Source organism: Streptomyces sp. NPDC054961, from assembly GCF_053609145.1.
In genome coordinates this window covers 1,814-19,128 of sequence record NZ_JBSGWY010000002.1, presented here as the reverse complement: position 1 = coordinate 19,128, position 17,315 = coordinate 1,814, and the positions used below count along the sequence as shown (strand labels likewise).

Genomic DNA, 17,315 nt, shown 5'->3' with positions numbered 1-17,315 from the left:
TCGCCGACCCTGTGCCGACGTGCCCCCAAACCGGATCTACCCACGTCACAGGCGTGTCTCGACCGGCGACAGCATTGTTACGGCCTCGTAGATCATCCGTCAACCCCCTTTTGCAGCTGACCTGATGGCCTCCGAGAGGGGTCTCGAGGGGGATCGCGCGGGACATTCCTTCAATTCGGCTACCGGTTCCAATTGGTAGGGGACCGGTAGTGCGGGGAAGATCACACACGATGGTGCGGAAGAATCGGACATGCCCGAAACCGAACGGTATGCGGGGTGGTTCGGGACCCTCATACCGGCATGTCGACACGAAATCAACACGTGTTCCTGGGGGGTGGCAGTGATACAGTCGTGATCATGAATCTGCGCAAGTCACGGGATCCGAGCGGCCCCCTGGGTGATAACAGATTCCGTCTTCTCTGGTTCGGTCAGACCCTTTCCTACGCGGGCAGCGCGATATTTCCTGTCGCGCTCACCCTGGCCTTGGTGCGGGAAATCGGATCGGCCACCGACCTGGGCCTGGTCCTCGCCAGCGCCGCGGTGGGTGAAGGGCTCTTCCTCCTCGTGGGCGGGGTCTGGGGCGACCGGCTGCCCCGGCAGAAGGTGATGATGGCCGCGGACGCGATCCGCTGCGTCGCGCACGTCTACATAGGCCTCCAGATCGTCAGCGGCCACGCCGGCCTCAACGAACTGATGCTCGCGTCCGGCTGCGTCGGAGCGGCCACCGGATTCTTCCTGCCCGCCTCCAGCGGTCTGGTCCCGTCCACGGTCGAGCCCGAACTCCTGCAACGCGCCAACGCGTTCATGGCCGTGTCCCGCCGCACCGCGATGATGGTGGGGCCGGCGGCCGCCACGACCATCGCCCTCACCATCGGCCCCGGCTGGGCCATGGTCCTGGACGGCGCGACCTTCGCGGTCAGCGTCCTGACGCTCAGCCGACTGCGGGTGAAGCACACGGCGCCGCCGCGCGGGACCTTCTTCAAGGACCTCCGCGAAGGATGGGGCGAGGTCCGCGGGCGCACCTGGCTGTGGAGCAACTTCCTCGCCCACGGCTGCTGGAACCTCTCCCGGACCGTCTACTTCACCGTCGGAGCGGCGACGGTCATCACCGGCGCGGGCGGCGAGGTGGCCTGGGGGGTCATCGCGCAGGGCGCGACGGTCGGCGCCCTCACCGGCGCGCTCCTCTCCCTGCGCATCAAGACCTCCCGGCCGCTGGTCGTGGCCAACTTCTGCCTGGCGCTCGGAGCCGTCCCGCTGGCCCTCATCGCGCTGGGCGCGCACACCGCGTTCATCGCCGCGGGAGCCGCCGTCATGGCCTTCGCCCTCGGCCTGATGGGGACGCTGTGGGACACCACCGTCCAGCAGCACGTCCCCGCCGACCGGATATCCCGGGTCTCCGCCTACGACTGGCTGCTGTCCACCGCGCTCAGCCCCCTGGGCATGGCGCTGGCCGGGCCCCTGGCCCTCGCCGTCGGAGCCGAGGCGGCGCTCTACGGGGCGGCCGCGCTGATGGCCGTCTCCTGCCTGGGCGTGCTGGCCATCCCCGAGGTCCGGCACCTGCGGCCCGTCCAGGAGCGGGCCGGCCGCGAAGAGGCCGACCCGATCAGCGCGAACCCGTAGGCCCGGCATGGAGACGACCACCCCCCGCCCGCACCTGCGCGAGGCCCTCACCCAGCTGGCCGACCCCGCATCGCCGCCGGCGGCCCGGTACCGCAGCAGGTTCGCCCTCTGGGACGCGCGCGCCAGCGTGCGCGTGAAGCCCTCGCGCGTGCTGGCCCCCTCCGAGCCCGGCCGGCTCTACTTCCCGCCCGAGCTGATGCCGGTGGTCGCGCATCCGCTCGTACGGTCCCGGCCGGACGAGGTGGCCGAGCGGATCCTCACGCAACGGCTGCACCAGTACCTCTACTTCACCACCGAGCTGGAACAAGTCGCCGTGATGCCCGTGACCATGGACATCAGCCGCGGCCGCAGCGGCCTCCACCTGCCGCCCGCCATGCGGGAGGACGCCTTCAAGATCACGACGGACGAGGCCTGGCACGCGCAGTTCTCCGACGACCTGTCCCGCCAGGTGGAGGCGCGCACCGGGTTCGCCGCCTGCCTGCCGGACCAGCCGGCCTTCATGGAGCGGCTGGACCGCATCCGCGCGGAGCTCGACCCCGACCTGCGCGGAGCGGCCGACCTCGTCTTCTCCATCGTGAGCGAGACCCTCATCTCCTCCATCCTCTCCGACCTCCCCCGGGACAAGCGGCTGCCGCAGGCGGTCAGGGACCTGGTCCAGGACCACGCCGAGGACGAGGGGAAGCACCACGCGTACTTCCGCAGCCTCCTCGAGTTCTTCTGGCACGCGCTGGACGCGTCGGCGCGCGGGAGGATCGGTCCGCTGGTCCCGTCGCTGGTCACGGCGTTCCTGGAACCGGACTACCTGGCCATCGCCGACACCCTCGGGGACGCCGGATTCGGCGCCGCCGAGGCGCAGGAGATCATCGCCGAGGCCCATCCGGCCGACGTGACCGCCACGGCCATCGGCCGGGCCGCCCAGGCGACCACCCGCTACTTCACGGAAGTCGGCGCCCTGGACGCACCGGCCACGTACGAGGCCTTCGCGGCCGCCGGGCTCCTGACGGCGCGCTGAACGGTCCGTCCGCGACCGCGACCGCGACCGCGCCGCGCCGGAGCGGGGCGCGGCCGCCCGGCCCCGCCCCGCCCGGTGGCCGCCGGTCAGGTCAGCAGGCGGGCGCGCAGTCGGGCCGTGGTCCCGGAGGTGACGCCGACCTGCTCCGAGAGGTAGGCGTCGACGGAGCCGTAGCGGGCGGCGAGGTCCGCGAGGGTCAGGCGCAGCACCTCGGCGGGGGCGCGCCCGTACGCGGGCCAGCGCATGGTGCGTCCCGGGTTGGCCGCGTGCCAGTCGGCCGTCAGCCGGACGGTCGCCAGCTCCGTCAGCGCGAAGTCCGCGAGGATCTGCTCCTCGTCCACGCCCAGGAGCGTCAGGACCAGCGCGGCGATCAGCCCGGTACGGTCCTTGCCCGAGGTGCAGTGGAAGACGGCCGGCCCGGGGCCTTCGGCGAGCAGTTCGATCGTGGCGCGGATCTCCCGGACGCCGTCCAGCGCCACCTCGGCGAACCGGTCGGCCAGGAAGCGCCAGGGGTCGAGGGCCGGGTCGATCTCGGCCTGGTCGTAGGGCCGGTGTTCGATGCTGAGGTTGGCGTAGGTGAACCGCTCGGGCTCCGGTATCCGGCCCTTGGCCTCGATCTCCCACGGGTAGCGCAGGTCGATGACGGTGCGGATGCCGAGGCCGAGGAAGCGGTCCCAGTCCGCGCCGCCCAGTTTGCCGAGCGAGTCCGCCCGGTAGAGGGCGCCCCAGGCGACGGTGGCGCCGTCGGCCGTGCGATAGCCCCCGAGGTCACGGAAGTTGTGGAGTCGTTCGAACTCGATGTGTCGTGTCGTCATGGATCAGATGATCTTCCGCGTCGGCCGGATCCGCCAGGCGGTGGGCGTCGGCCCGGCGGAGGGCGCGGAGCGCGCCGGGGACTCTACGTTGGGGTAGTTCCACGGAAATCGGTTTGCGTCCGATCACCACGGTTCATGGGATCGGTGACGGCCGGCGTTTAGCCCCGGGGCCACGCGCCCCACACGAACGACGAATGAGAGCCCCGCATGGACTTCCTTCGCCCCGCAAGCTGGCAGGAGGCGCTCGCCGCGAAGGCCGAGTACCCCACGGCCGTCCCCATCGCGGGCGGAACGGACGTGATGGTAGAGATCAACTTCGACCACCGCAGGCCCGACCAGCTCCTCGACCTGAACCGCATCGCGCCGCTGCGGGAGTGGGAGGTCGGCGAGGACGTGGTCCGGCTGGGCGCCTCCGTCCCGTACACGCAGATCATGGAGAACCTCCGGGCCGAACTGCCCGGCCTCGCCCTCGCCTCCCACACCGTCGCCTCCCCGCAGATCCGCAACCGCGGCAGCGTCGGCGGCAACCTCGGCTGCGCCTCCCCGGCCGGTGACGCGCACCCCGCGCTGCTCGCGGCGGGCGCCGAGGTCGAGGTGGAGTCCGTGCGCGGCTCCCGGCTGATCCCGATCGACGCGTTCTACACGGGCGTGAAGCGCAACGCGCTGGCCCCCGACGAGCTGATCCGGGCCGTCCACGTGAAGAAGGCGGACGGCCCCCAGCAGTACTCGAAGGTCGGCACCCGCAACGCGATGGTCATCGCCGTCTGCGCCTTCGGCCTGGCCCTGCACCCGGCGACCCGCACCGTGCGTACCGGCATCGGCTCCGCGGCCCCCACCCCGATCCGGGCGAAGTCCGCCGAGGAGTTCCTGAACGCCGCGCTCGAGGAGGGCGGCTTCTGGGAGTCCGGGAAGGTCATCACCCCGTCGATCGCCCAGCAGTTCGGTGACCTCGCCTCCGGCGCGGCCAACCCGATCGACGACGTCCGCGGCACGGCGAAGTACCGCCGCCACGCGGTCGGCATCATGGCTCGCCGTCAGCTCGTCTGGACGTGGGAGCAGTACCGCGGTCCGGGCGACGGCCGCTCGCTCGAAGGAGCTGCGTGATCATGCGCGTCCATTTCACCGTCAACGGCCGTCAGCGGGAAGCCGACGACGTCTGGGAGGGCGAGTCCCTCCTGTACGTCCTGCGCGAGCGCCTCGGCCTGCCGGGTTCGAAGAACGCCTGTGAGCAGGGCGAGTGCGGTTCCTGCACCGTCCGCCTCGACGGCGTGACGGTCTGCGCGTGTCTGGTCGCGGCCGGACAGGTCGAGGGCCGCGAGGTGCTCACCGTGGAGGGGCTCGCCGGCGAGGACGGCGAACTCTCGTCCGTCCAGCAGGCGTTCGTCGACGCCGGCGCCGTCCAGTGCGGGTTCTGCACCCCCGGCCTGCTCGTCCAGACCGACGCCCTGCTGGAACAGAACCCCTCCCCGTCCGACCAGGACATCCGCGAGGCCCTCTCCGGCAACCTCTGCCGCTGCACGGGCTACGAGAAGATCCTCGACGCGGTCCGGCTCGCGGCCGCCCGCCAGGACCACGAAGGGACCAGGTAGCCATGCCCGGCGCATCCCGCATCCCCACCGACATCGTCCAGCGGTCACGAACGAGCGGCGGCGTCGGCGCGTCCACGCTCCGCCCCGACGGCACCCTCAAGGTCACCGGCGAGTTCGCCTACGCCTCCGACCTCTGGCACGAGGACATGCTCTGGGGCCAGACGCTGCGCGCCCCGCACGCCCACGCGCTCATCACCCGCCTGGACGTCTCCGCCGCGCTGAAGCTCCCCGGCGTGTACGCGGTCATGACCTACGACGACCTCCCGGCGGCCAGGAAGTACGGCCTGGAGTTCGTCGACCAGCCCGTCCTGTGCGACGGCCGGGTCCGCTTCCACGGCGAGCCGGTCGCCCTCGTCGCCGCCGACCACCCGGAGACCGCCCGCCGCGCCGCCGCCGCGATCCTCGTCGAGTACGAGGTCCTCGCGCCGGTCACCGACGAGGCGAGCGCCACCGCCCCCGGCGCCCCGGTCCTGCACCCGGACCGCGACGACCACCGCGCGCACCGGACCCCGCACCCCAACATCGTCCACCGCCAGCCGGTCGTCCGCGGCGACGTGGCGCGGGCCCGCGAGCGCGCCGACGTCATCGTGCGCGAGGAGTACGAGGTCGGCATCCAGGACCAGGCCTTCCTCGGCCCCGAGTCCGGTCTCGCCGTGCCCGCCGAGGACGGCGGCATGGACCTCTACGTCTCCACCCAGTGGCTGCACGTGGACCGCAAGCAAGTGGCCCCGATCCTCGGCCTGCCCGAGGAGAAGGTGCGGCTCACCCTCTCCGGCGTGGGCGGCGCGTTCGGCGGCCGCGAGGACCTGTCGATGCAGGCCCACGCGTGCCTGCTCGCGCAGCGCACCGGCAAGCCCGTGAAGATCGTCTACAACCGGTACGAGTCCTTCTTCGGGCACGTCCACCGCCACCCCGCCAAGCTGTCCTACGAGCACGGGGCCACCTTCGACGGCAAGCTCACCCACGTCACGGCCCGGATCGTGCTGGACGGCGGCGCGTACGCCTCCTCCACGCCCGCCGTCGTCGGCAACGCGGCCTCCCTCGGCCTCGGCCCGTACGACGTGCGGGACGTCCACATCGAAGCCGTCGGCCTCTACACGAACAACCCGCCCTGCGGTGCCATGCGCGGCTTCGGCGCCGTCCAGGCCTGCTTCGCCTACGAGTCCCAGATGGACCGGGTCGCCGCCGCACTCGGCATGGACCCGGTCGAGTTCCGCCGGCTCAACGCCATGGAGCAGGGCACCCGCATGCCCACCGGCCAGCTCGTCGACTCGCCCGCCCCGGTGGCCGAGCTGCTGCGCCGGGTCAAGGCCGTGCCGCTGCCGCCCGAGCTCCAGTGGGAGACCGCGGGCGAGGACGCGGACGTCCGCCACCTGCCGGGCGGCCTGTCCAACACCACCCACGGGGAAGGAGTGGTCCGGGGCGTCGGCTACGCGGTCGGCATCAAGAACGTCGGCTTCTCCGAGGGCTACGACGACTACTCCACCGCCCGGATCCGCCTCGAGGCCGTGGGAGGCGAGGCCGTGGCCACCGTCCACACGGCCATGGCCGAAGTCGGCCAGGGCGGTGTCACCGTGCACGCCCAGATCGCCCGTACCGAGCTGGGCGTCACCCAGGTCACCATCCACCCGGCCGACACCGCGGTCGGCAACGCCGGTTCCACCTCCGCGTCCCGCCAGACGTACGTGACCGGCGGCGCGGTGAAGAACACCTGCGAGGCCGTCCGGGCCGCCGCCCTGGAGATCGGCCGCCGCAAGTTCGGCTCCTACCACCCGGCCTGGGCGACCGCCGAACTGCTCCTGGAGGACGGCAAGGTGGTCACCGACGCGGGCGAGGTCCTCGCGGACCTGGCCGAGCTGCTGGAGGGCGAGGAGCCCATCGACATCGAACGCGAATGGCGGCACCGGCCGACCTGCGCCCTCGACCCGGAGACCGGCCAGGGCGACGGGCACGTCCAGTACTCCTTCGCCGCGCACCGCGCGGTCGTCGAGGTCGACACCGAACTCGGCCTGGTCAAGGTGATCGAGCTGGCGGTGGCCCAGGACGTGGGCAAGGCACTGAACCCGCTCTCCGTCATCGGCCAGATCCAGGGCGGCACCACCCAGGGCCTCGGGCTCGCGCTGATGGAGGAGATCCTCGTCGACCCGGTCACCGCGAAGGTGCGCAACCCCTCCTTCACGGACTACCTGATCCCGACCATCCTCGACACCCCGAGCATCCCGGTCGACGTCCTCGAACTCGCCGACGCGCACGCCCCGTACGGCCTGCGCGGCGTCGGCGAGGCGCCGACGCTGTCCCCGACCCCGGCGATCGTCGCGGCGATCCGCGCCGCCACCGGCCTGGCCCTGCGCCGGGTCCCGGTCCGGCCGGAGCACCTCACCGGGACCTGACGCGCCGGGGGAAGAGGATGACCGGCTTGATCATGCTGGTCTCCCCGGCGCTGAGCCGGTGAAGGCCTCGCCGACCCAGCCCTTCCACCCTCGCCGGAGCGATCGGGTCCGGTGGGGGGCCGTTGGCCGGGAGGCGGAGGGCCGAGCGACTCGTCCTGGCGCCGCAGGGGTCACGGCCGGCTGATCCGCACCTGGTAGCTGCCGTTGCGCAGCTCCCCGACGACCGAGACGCTGATGCCCGCCTTCTCGTCCGTGAAGGTCTCGCCCGGTTTGAAGGGCGCGTCCGAGAGCTCCGCGTGGACATTGGGCCGCCGGGTGCAGCCGCCGCTCCCGTTGGCGCTGTCGGAGACCGTGACGGGCCCGCGGCCGGTGTCCACGTCGGAGTCCACCCTGTATATGAGGACCCCGGGCTTGCAGACGGCCTCGTCGTTCCCGGCCGGGGTGCGCACCTCCAGCGCGTAGCCGGTGCTCTCCGTCACGGGGACGAAGGCCAGCTTGGTGCCGCCCGCGACGGCGAGCGGGGACAGGACGTGGTCGCTGGTCCCGGATTTCGTGGCGCAGCTGATCTGGGAGCTGTCGAGCCAGCCCAGTTTCCACTTGTGCCAGCCGAGCATGTCGTTGTTGGCGCCCCAGTCCTCGCTCATGACGTCCCAGTGCCCGACCGTGCCGCCGCCGTCGGCGGTGTAGAGGTCGGGCAGGCCGAAGACGTGCCCGTTCTCGTGGGGGAGCACGCGGTAGCCGGTCTCCCGGTAGGAGCCGGAGCCGTCGTCCTGGCGGCTGAAGACGAAGGACGTGTTGGCGAGCGGGACGCCGTCGGCCATCGGGGCCTCGTGGTTGCCCGAGAAGGTGACGGACAGGACCGTGTCGAGGGCGGAGGGGCCGGCGTTCGGCGTGACCAGGATGTTGATCAGGTCGTACCGGGAGAAGTCGACCTCGGAGTCGGCGGTCTTCACGATGTGCTCGGCGAGCTGCCGGTAGCCGGGGTCGTACGCGGACCCGCGCTCGATCCCGTAGGCCGCGAACGGCATCGGCATCCGCAGCCAGTTCCGTATGGGCGCCTCGGCCCGGTAGGTCAGCCGTCCGTAGGAGCTGGTGCGGAACCAGTCCGAGGTCTGCGGGAAGAACTCCGCCAGCCGGTCGGCCGCCGTGCCCTCGCCCTTGGCGTCGGGGAAGTCGATCATCAGGTTCAGTGCCCGGACCTCGCCGGTCGAGCGCGCGTACCCGGGAGCGGTCGGCAGCCCCTCGGACATCTGCACGCCCATCGCGCCGGCGATCCGGCACGGCGCGAGCGCGGCCTCGGCGCTGGTCGCGGCCGCCGGCCCGGACGCCGAGTGACTGCGGGAGGATATGTCGGCGCCGGCGGTCGCGGTGACGCCGAGGGCCAGCGCGGTGATGCCGACGAAAGCGCTGGTGCGGCGTGGCTTGCGTATCCGGTGGCGCGTCTGCGGCATGGAGACCGGCCTTCGGGTCCGCGGCAGCCGGCCGGGTCCGGTCTGCGCTCTGTCCGATCACCCTCCGACGGGCGCGGCGCGCCCGCGCGCCGGGAGAGGCCAAACGGGAGCGGACGACCGGGGACGCGCGAGTGACCCAGGTCACATGGGCGAACGAAATAACCGGGGAGTGCCTCCCCGTTTGCACTAGAGTCCCGCTCAAGCGGGGACCCGCTCCCCGTTTCGAGCGGCCGTACGCGTCACCGTGCCAGGGAGGCCCCGGGATGAAGAGCCCCACCCCCACCGCTCCGGCGGCCCTGCCCGGAGCCGGGTCGTGCTCCGGCTCCGCCGCGGCGGACGCCCCCGGCGCGGTGCCGCGGCCGCGCGCCGACGCCGTCCGCAACCGGGAGCGCATCCTGACCGCCGCGCGCGAGGTGCTCGTGGAATTCGGCTCCACGGCCCCTCTCGACGAGATCGCCCGCCGGGCCGGCGTCGGCAACGCCACGCTCTACCGGCACTTCCCCGACCGGCCCACGCTCGTCCACCACGTCGTGCTCTTCGTGATGGACCGGGTCACGCGGCTGGCCGAGGCCGTGCTCGCCGAGACGGTGCCCGCCGGCGGCCCGGACGCCTTCGACGCGCTCTGCCGCTTCGCGCACGGAGCCGCGGACGAGCGGATCGGCGCCCTGTGCCCCATGCTCTCCGATGACTTCGACCGGGACCACCCCGAACTGCTCGCCTCCCGCAGCGCGTTGGAGGAGGCCGTCGAATCCCTGGTGGCCGCCGGCCAGTTGGCGGGGCTGCTGCGCACCGACATCGGCGTCGGCGATCTCCTGATCGCCCTGTCCCAGCTCAGCCGCCCCCTCCCCGGCACCGCCTGCTTCGACGTGGGCCTCTTCGCCCACCGCCATCTCCAGCTGTTGCTCGACGGGTTGAGGACTCCGGCCCGCTCCGCACTGCCGGGCGCGCCGACCACGCTGGCGGATCTGAGGACGAAAACCATGTGACGCCCCGGGGCGCTCCCGCTAGCGTCGGCAGCCCGACTAAACCTCTTTTAACCTCCCTTTTCAGTCATCTCGCACCATGAAGTAGGTACCCCCATGTCAAAAACAGCCGCGCATCCGCCGCTGTCCGTCGCCGACCCCAGTCGCTGGAAGGCCCTCGTCTTCATAGCCCTGGCGCAGCTGATGGTCGTGCTCGACGCCACCATCGTGAACATCGCCCTGCCGTCCGCCCAGACCGACCTCGGCATCTCGGACGGCAACCGCCAGTGGGTCATCACCGCGTACGCGCTGGCCTTCGGCGGACTGCTCCTCTTCGGCGGGCGCATCGCCGACAAGTGGGGCCGCAAGAACACCTTCATCGTCGGTCTGATCGGCTTCGCCCTGGCCTCCGCGCTGGGCGGCGCCGCCCAGGGCGAGGCCATGATGCTGGGCGCCCGCGCCCTGCAGGGCGCCTTCGGCGCACTGCTCGCGCCCGCCGCGCTCTCGCTGCTGGCCGTCACGTTCACCGACGCCAAGGAGCGCGCCAAGGCCTTCGGCATCTACGGTGCGATCGCCGGTGGCGGTGGCGCCGTGGGCCTGATCCTCGGCGGCTTCCTCACCGAGTACCTCAACTGGCGCTGGACGTTCTTCGTCAACATCCCGTTCGCGGTCGTCGCCGCCGTCGGCGCCTGGATGATCATTCGCGAGCCGGCCGGCGGCCGTAACCGCGCGCCGCTCGACATCCCCGGAGTGGTCCTGTCCACGACCGGTCTGGTCGCCCTGGTCTACGGGTTCACCCGCGCCGAGTCGGCGGGCTGGTCGGACACCCTGACCGTCGGCATGTTCGTCGCCTCCGCGGTGCTGCTCGCCGCGTTCGTCCTCGTCGAGTCCCGCGTGAAGTCCCCGCTGCTGCCCCTGCGCGTCCTGCTGGAGCGCAACCGCGGCGGCGTCTACCTCTCGCTGGGCCTCGCCGTCATCGCGATGTTCGGCCTGTTCCTCTTCCTCACCTTCTACCTGCAGGTCGTGAAGGGCTTCTCGCCCGTCAAGACCGGCTTCGCCTTCCTCCCGATGATCGCGGGCATGATCCTCGGCTCCACGCAGATCGGCGCCCGCCTGATGACGCGGGTCCCGCCGCGCCTGCTGATGGGCCCCGGCTTCATGGTCGCCGCCAGCGGCATGCTGCTGCTGACGCAGCTCGAGGTCGGCTCCTCCTACCCGGCGCTGATCCTGCCGGCGCAGCTGCTGCTGGGCCTCGGCATGGGCACGGCGTTCATGCCCGCCATGTCCCTGGCCACGTACGGGGTGAACCCGGCGGACGCCGGCGTCGCCTCCGCGATGGTCAACACCTCGCAGCAGGTGGGCGGCGCGATCGGCACCGCCCTGCTGAACACGATCGCCGCCTCGGCGACGACCGCGTACCTGACCGACCACGCGGCCGAGGCCGCGGCGGGCGGCCCGGCCGCGAAGCTGATCCAGGCCCAGGCCATGGTGGAGGGCTACGCCTCCGCGATCTGGTGGGCGGTCGGCATCCTGGTCGCCAGCTCGCTCATCGCCCTGACCCTGATCAACACGGGCCGGCCGGGCGCGGGCGGCCCGGTCGCCGGCTCCGAAGAGGGCGCGGACGCCGAGCTGAAGGTCCCGGTGATCGCCCACTGACGGGCGGGGCCCCGGTTCCCGGGGTGCGGGAATGACTGATGACCCCGCGTCGTTCAAATTTGAACGACGCGGGGTTAGTCTTGTACCGGCGGCCCGCCCGAACCCTCCTGGAGCCCCTGATGACCACCTCCGCCCGGATGCCCGCGCTGTACCTGAGTCACGGAGCCCCGCCCCTGGCCGACGACCCGGTCTGGCCCGGCCAGCTGGCCGCCTGGTCCGCGGACCTGCCCCGCCCCCGGGCGATCCTGATGGTCTCCGCGCACTGGGAGGAGGCCCCCCTCGCCCTCGGCGCCACGGAGCGGGTCCCGCTGGTCCACGACTTCTGGGGCTTCCCCGAGCACTACTACCGGGTCCGCTACGACGCTCCGGGCGCTCCCGAGCTGGCGGCCTCCGTACGGGGGCTCCTCAAGGCCCCGGGCACCCCCGTCCAGGACATCCCCGACCGGGGGCTGGACCACGGCGCGTACGTCCCGCTCGTGGAGATGTTCCCGGAGGCCGACATCCCGGTCCTCCAGATATCCATGCCGACGCTGGACCCGCGCCGCCTGATGGAGGTGGGCCGCAAGCTCGCCCCGCTGCGCGACGAAGGCGTCCTCGTCGTGGGCAGCGGCTTCTTCACCCACAACCTCGCCGCCCTGCGCCACACCGGCCCCGGCGTCCCCGCCTGGTCGGCGGAGTTCGACGCGTGGGGCCACGAAGCCCTCGCGGCCGGCGACCTCGACTCCCTGCTCGACTTCGAGGCCAAGTCCCCGGCGGGCCGCCTGGCGCACCCGCGCACGGAGCACTTCGCCCCGCTGTTCGTCACCCTCGGCGCCGCCGAGGCCGAACTGGCCTCGGCCACCACCCCGGTCTCGGGCTTCTGGATGGGCCTCTCGAAGAGGTCCCTGCAGTTTGGCTAGGCCGGGCGCGGAGCCGTCGGGGCGGTCGCCCCGCCCGTCGTGGTGTCCCAGCGGCTCGGCGTACGCGCCGGAGTCGGTGGTCCTGGCGGTACGCGCCGGACCCGACGGCCCCCCGGTCTACCTCCCGGCCCCGCTCCCGGCCGCCGAGGTCCTGGCCGGCCTCCCGCCGGGCACCGAACCGCGCCGGCTGCTGCGCCTGGCCTCCCACTGCGTCCCGCACTGCCTGAACCGCGAGGGCGACACCTGCACCCTGGCGCTCCGCCTGACGGCGCTGCCGCAGCCCGCCGCCCCGCCCGCCCCCGCCCTCCCGGCGTGCCACCTCCGCCCGGACTGCGCATGGTGGACCCAGTCCGGCCCGGCCGCCTGCCGCGCCTGCCCGGACGTCGCCACCCGCCGCCCCGGACCGGGCCGCCCCGCCCCGCCCCGCCCCGGACCGGACCGGTGACCCCGCGGTGAACCGCCTCCCCGGCGGGTGAGCCTGCGCCGCTTTCGGCCGTAATCCTCCCTCTTCGGCCCATCCGGGCGATTCGATCGTCAGTCCAGGCAACCGGAAGCCGCCGCGGACCGTCTTCGGGGTGGGGAGTGTGGCCGGGGTGGCGCGCTCCCGGAGGGTGAACGGCGGGACGGGCGGCTGCGCCGCGTGTGACGGCAGTCTCACGGACGGCGAAGCCGTGCTCGTCCGTGACGGCTCCCGGACCGCCCGCCACCCCCGCCCTGACCTGCGCCTCTTCGGGCTCTGGCGGCATCGCCGCTCCGGTCCGTACCCGGGGGCGGGCGGGGCAGGATACTGCAAGATCTCGGAAATAAGGGAGCCGCGTGGGAATTCTGTCCCGATTCCAGTCGTTGTTTCCTTCGGAAGCGGGCACTCGGGAGAGTGTCCAGGCAGCCGCAGCACCGCGACCGAACTCATCGCTAGGGAGCACGCATGGCAACCCGCGCCGTCGCCCGCCGTCAGACCACGAGCAGCGCTCGTGCCGTGGGTGGGGAAATCGCAGACCGTGACCTGGTCGGCATGTACCTCGACGAGATCGCGCGAACCCCGCTGCTCGACGCCGCCAAGGAAGTCGAGCTCTCGCAGATCATCGAGGCGGGCGTGTACGCCCAGCAGATCCTCGAGGGAGCGGCGGAGCGCGAGGGCGAGACGCCCTCGCGGGAGGAACTGGAAGCGCTGGCCGCCGAGGGCGAGCGCGCCAAGGAAGTCTTCATCCGCTCCAACCTCCGCCTGGTCGTCGCCGTCGCCCGCCGCTACCCGCGCAGCGGTCTGCCCCTCCTCGACCTCATCCAGGAGGGCAACGCCGGCCTGGTGCGCGCCGTCGAGAAGTTCGACTACGCCAAGGGCTTCAAGTTCTCCACGTACGCCACGTGGTGGATCCGCCAGGCCATCACCCGGTCCATAGCCGACCAGTCGCGCACGATCCGCCTGCCCGTCCACCTGGTGGAGGAGCTCGGCCGGATCCGCAGGGTCCAGCGCGAGTTCGCCCGCGAGAAGGGCCGGGAGGCGGAACACGCCGAGATCGCGGCCGAACTGGACACGACCGAGAAGCGCGTCGGCGACGTCCTGGACTGGGCGCGCGACCCGGTCAGCCTGAACATGTCGGTGGACGAGGACGGCGACACGCAGTTCGGTGACCTGCTGGAAGACACCTCGGCGATCTCCCCGGAGCAGTCCGTCCTCTCCCTCCTGCGGAGCGAGGAACTGGAGGACCTGCTGGGCAAGCTGGACCAGCGGACGGCCTCGATCATCAAGATGCGTTACGGCATTGACGACGGCCGGGAGCGTACCCTGACAGAGGTGGGCAAGCAGCACGGACTGACGCGGGAGCGAATCCGCCAGATCGAGAAGCACGCCCTCCTGGAGCTCAAGCGCATGGCCCGCGACACCGGCTTCGACGCAGTGGCCTGACGCCCCCCATACGAGCCCCCGGTGCCTATCCCCCCCAGGCGCCGGGGGCTCCCTCCGTCCGGCCCCGCTACGACCCCGCGGCCTCCACCAGCCGCGCGCCCAGCCCCCGCACAGCCTCCACCACCACCTCCGGCCCGCGCACGCGAAACGGCACGCCCACCAGCGCCAGCCGCGCCGCCAGCCACTCCGGCGCGTCCGCCGTCTCGAACCGCACCCACACGCCGTTCCCGCCCCCCGGGCCGGCCCCGGGATCCGCCCCGCCCTCCGGGCGCGGCTCCGGACCCGGTCCGGTCCCTGGCCCGGCCTCCGGACCGGCCCCGGGTTCCGGCTCCGAGGCCCGGAGCCAGCCCGGAAGTTCCTCCGCGGCGCAGCCGAACCAGACGTCCACCCCGTACGCCCCCCCACCCCGCAGGCCCCGCCGCACGAACTCCACCGCGTCCATCGGCAGTTCCCGCCCCGCGAACCGCGCCCCCGTCGCGCACGGCTCGCTCATCCGGTCCACCCTGAAGGTCCGCCAGTCCCCGCGCTCCATGTCGTACGCGACGAGGTACCACCGGCTCCCGGTGCTGACCAGCCGGTACGGCTCCACGAGCCGTCGCGAGGGCGCCCCGTCCCGCGCCAGGTACGCGAACCGCAGCCGCTCCGAGCCCGCCACCGCCGACGCGATCGCGGTCAGCGTCCGCGGGGCCACGCTCGGCCCGTCCCCCCGCGTCAACGCGACCGTCGCCGACTGCAAGGCGCTCACACGGTGCCGCAGCCGCCCCGGCAGCACGTGCTCCAGCTTCGCGAGGGCCCGTACCGAGGCCTCCTCGATCCCCTCGATCGCGTGCCCGGCCCCCGCCCGCAGGCCCACCGCGATGGCGACCGCCTCCTCGTCGTCCAGCAGCAGCGGCGGCATCGCCGCGCCCGCCACCAGCCGGTAGCCGCCCTCCGCGCCGAGCGTGGCCTCGACCGGGTAGCCCAGCTCCCGCAGCCGGTCGATGTCGCGCCGGATGGTCCGGGAGCTCACCCGCAGCCGCTCCGCCAGCTCGCTCCCGGGCCATTCGCGCGGAGTCTGGAGCAGGGAGAGCAGGGTGAGCAGGCGGGCCGGGGTGTCGGTCATGGCTTCAAAATTGCCAGAGAAAGAGGACACCACCTGACCTAGATGCCGCCTAGGTTTCTCCCCATGAGCACGAAGACGCCGCAGTCATCGCCCGAAGGAAAGAACGGGCCCGTACGAGAAGAGCGGACCGAGATCCCCGCAGAGACCAGCCCGCCCCGCTCGACCGCCGCCCGGGCCACCGCGCCGGCCGCCGAAGCCCCCGCGCCGTCCGCCGACGCCGAAGCCGCCGCCGACGCCGCCCTCGACCGCCGCCGCTGGCTGGCGCTCGCCATCGTGATGACCGCGGCCTTCATGGACCTCGTCGACGTCACGATCGTCAACATCGCGATACCCCGGATGAAGGAGGACCTCGGCGCCTCCACCAGCGCCATCCAGTGGATCACCGCCGGCTACGCCCTCGCCTTCGCCGCCGGCCTGATCACCGGCGGCCGTCTCGGCGACATCTACGGCCGCAAGCGCCTCTTCCTCGTCGGCATATCCGGCTTCACGGCCGCCTCGCTGCTCTGCGGCCTCGCGCCCAGCCCCGACGTGCTCGTCGCCGCCCGCATCCTCCAGGGCGCGATGGCGGCCATGATGGTCCCGCAGGTGCTCGCGATCATCCACGTCACCTTCCCGCCGCACGAGCGCGGCAAGGTCTTCGGGATGTTCGGCGCGATCGTCGGCCTCGGCGCCGTCTCGGGCCCGATGCTCGGCGCGCTGCTCACCGAGTGGAACATCCTCGGCCTCGAATGGCGCCCGATCTTCCTGATCAACCTGCCCGTCGGCATCGCCGGCGTGCTCCTGGGCCGCGCGTTCATCTCCGAGTCCAAGGCCCCCACGGCCCTGCGCCTGGACCTGATCGGCGTCGTGCTCGCCACCCTCGCCCTGGTCATGCTGATCTTCCCGCTCACCCACGGCCGCGAGAACGACTGGCCGCTGTGGGGCTTCGTCTGCATGATCGCCTCGCCCTTCGTCTTCGGCGGCTTCATCGCCTACGAGAAGTACAAGACCCGCAAGGACGGCTCGCCGCTGGTCGAGCTCTCCCTCTTCGGCGTCAAGAGTTTCGCGGGCGGCATCGCGGTCCAGCTGACCTTCGGCATCGCGACCGGCATCTTCTTCCTGGTCTGGACGCTGTACATGCAGATGGGCCTCGGCTGGAGCGCCCTGAAGGCGGGCGCCACCGGCATCCCGTTCTCCCTCGCCGTCTCGGCGGCCGCGGGCATGTCCGTACAGAAGCTCGTCCCGCGCTTCGGCCGCAAGGTGCTCCAGGGCGGCGCCCTGGTGATGGCCTGCGGCGTGCTCCTCTACATCGGGGAGTCCCAGCGCTACGGCATGGAGATCACCTCCTGGCAGATGGCGGCTCCGCTGGTCCTGATGGGTCTGGGCATGGGCCTGATCGTCGCGCCGCTGACCGACACCGTGCTGTCCGAGGTGCCGCGCGAGCACGCCGGCTCGGCGTCCGGCCTGATCAACACCACCGGCCAGATGGGCAACGCGCTGGGCCTCGGCCTCACCTCCGTGGTCTTCTTCGGGCTGATCGACGACGACCTGGTCTTCGGGCCGCCGTACGTCGAGGCCTTCCGCAGCGCCCTGTGGTGGGTCGTGGCCGTCCTGGGCGTGATCTTCGCGGTGATGTTCATGCTGCCGCGCAAGGCGGTCCCGATGGAGCAGCGCGAGGGCGGCGCGGAGCACGACGGCGGCGGCGGACACACCGGGGAGCCCGGGGAGCCGTCCGTGGTCGCGGAGAAGCTCCCGGTCGGGTAACCCCGCAGGACGCGGGAAAAGACGGGCATGTCCGCCCTTGTCCGCGGACATGCCCGGCGTGGCGGCGCGCGAGGCGCGGCCGCACGGCGCCGGCTACCGGCCGCCGCTCACCGGACCTGCGGCGGCGGGCGCAGCGCCGCCCGCGCCCCGCCGTCGGGGCGGGACGGCGCGCC

General features: G+C 72.5%; 14 protein-coding genes. 11 read left to right on the top strand and 3 right to left on the bottom strand.

Annotated elements, in window-relative coordinates:
• The first annotated feature begins 357 nt into the window (after window positions 1-357).
• The gene (locus ACWF9Z_RS02280) at window positions 358-1,620 is read left to right on the top strand and encodes an MFS transporter (protein WP_453596573.1); all 1,263 of its coding nucleotides are present in this window, start codon (window positions 358-360) and stop codon (window positions 1,618-1,620) included.
• Window positions 1,621-1,627: 7 nt separating this feature from the next.
• A complete protein-coding gene (locus ACWF9Z_RS02275; RefSeq protein ID WP_453596572.1) occupies window positions 1,628-2,632 on the top strand; it encodes a diiron oxygenase in 1,005 nt (334 codons plus the stop codon).
• Window positions 2,633-2,718: 86 nt separating this feature from the next.
• Here ACWF9Z_RS02275 and ACWF9Z_RS02270 read toward each other — a convergent pair whose 3' ends face one another.
• The gene (locus ACWF9Z_RS02270) at window positions 2,719-3,447 is read right to left on the bottom strand and encodes a tyrosine-protein phosphatase (protein WP_453596570.1); all 729 of its coding nucleotides are present in this window, start codon (window positions 3,445-3,447) and stop codon (window positions 2,719-2,721) included.
• A gap of 207 nt (window positions 3,448-3,654) precedes the next feature.
• Here ACWF9Z_RS02270 and ACWF9Z_RS02265 point away from each other — a divergent pair, with 207 nt between their 5' ends.
• The 3 genes from ACWF9Z_RS02265 to pucD are packed head-to-tail and all read left to right on the top strand — an operon-like array spanning window position 3,655 to window position 7,426.
• Window positions 3,655-4,551 (top strand): FAD binding domain-containing protein, encoded by an 897-nt coding sequence (locus tag ACWF9Z_RS02265; protein WP_453596568.1) that lies wholly within the window; start codon window positions 3,655-3,657, stop codon window positions 4,549-4,551.
• 2 nt (window positions 4,552-4,553) lie between these two features.
• A complete protein-coding gene (locus tag ACWF9Z_RS02260) occupies window positions 4,554-5,036 on the top strand; it encodes a (2Fe-2S)-binding protein (protein WP_453596567.1) in 483 nt (160 codons plus the stop codon).
• Between the two features lie 2 nt (window positions 5,037-5,038).
• Window positions 5,039-7,426, top strand: coding sequence for a xanthine dehydrogenase subunit D (gene pucD / locus ACWF9Z_RS02255; RefSeq protein WP_453596565.1), 2,388 nt, complete (start codon window positions 5,039-5,041; stop codon window positions 7,424-7,426).
• A gap of 170 nt (window positions 7,427-7,596) precedes the next feature.
• Here pucD and ACWF9Z_RS02250 read toward each other — a convergent pair whose 3' ends face one another.
• Window positions 7,597-8,877, bottom strand: coding sequence for a M6 family metalloprotease domain-containing protein (locus ACWF9Z_RS02250; RefSeq protein WP_453596563.1), 1,281 nt, complete (start codon window positions 8,875-8,877; stop codon window positions 7,597-7,599).
• A 263-nt stretch (window positions 8,878-9,140) separates the two neighbouring features.
• On the opposite strand from ACWF9Z_RS02250, the gene ACWF9Z_RS02245 reads away from it, so the two are divergent.
• From ACWF9Z_RS02245 to ACWF9Z_RS02225, 5 genes are all read left to right on the top strand, one after another.
• Window positions 9,141-9,863: a TetR/AcrR family transcriptional regulator gene (locus tag ACWF9Z_RS02245; protein WP_453596561.1), complete on the top strand. Its 723-nt coding sequence runs from the start codon at window positions 9,141-9,143 to the stop codon at window positions 9,861-9,863.
• Between the two features lie 93 nt (window positions 9,864-9,956).
• Complete coding sequence (locus ACWF9Z_RS02240) at window positions 9,957-11,495, top strand: MFS transporter (protein ID WP_453596560.1); 1,539 nt, start codon at window positions 9,957-9,959, stop codon at window positions 11,493-11,495.
• 119 nt (window positions 11,496-11,614) lie between these two features.
• On the top strand, window positions 11,615-12,394 hold the full coding sequence (locus ACWF9Z_RS02235; protein WP_453596558.1) for a dioxygenase family protein: 780 nt from the start codon (window positions 11,615-11,617) through the stop codon (window positions 12,392-12,394).
• A gap of 76 nt (window positions 12,395-12,470) precedes the next feature.
• Window positions 12,471-12,839 carry a hypothetical protein gene (locus ACWF9Z_RS02230; protein WP_453596556.1) on the top strand — a complete coding sequence of 123 codons (369 nt, stop codon included), beginning with the start codon at window positions 12,471-12,473 and terminating at the stop codon, window positions 12,837-12,839.
• A 480-nt stretch (window positions 12,840-13,319) separates the two neighbouring features.
• Window positions 13,320-14,297 carry a sigma-70 family RNA polymerase sigma factor gene (locus ACWF9Z_RS02225; protein WP_453596554.1) on the top strand — a complete coding sequence of 326 codons (978 nt, stop codon included), beginning with the start codon at window positions 13,320-13,322 and terminating at the stop codon, window positions 14,295-14,297.
• A gap of 67 nt (window positions 14,298-14,364) precedes the next feature.
• On the opposite strand, the gene ACWF9Z_RS02220 is transcribed toward ACWF9Z_RS02225, so the two are convergent.
• Window positions 14,365-15,399, bottom strand: a complete 1,035-nt coding sequence (locus ACWF9Z_RS02220; protein ID WP_453596552.1) for a helix-turn-helix transcriptional regulator — start codon at window positions 15,397-15,399, stop codon at window positions 14,365-14,367.
• Between the two features lie 63 nt (window positions 15,400-15,462).
• Between ACWF9Z_RS02220 and ACWF9Z_RS02215 the strand changes: the two genes are divergently transcribed.
• Complete coding sequence (locus ACWF9Z_RS02215; protein ID WP_453596550.1) at window positions 15,463-17,142, top strand: MFS transporter; 1,680 nt, start codon at window positions 15,463-15,465, stop codon at window positions 17,140-17,142.
• Window positions 17,143-17,315: the final 173 nt, after the last annotated feature.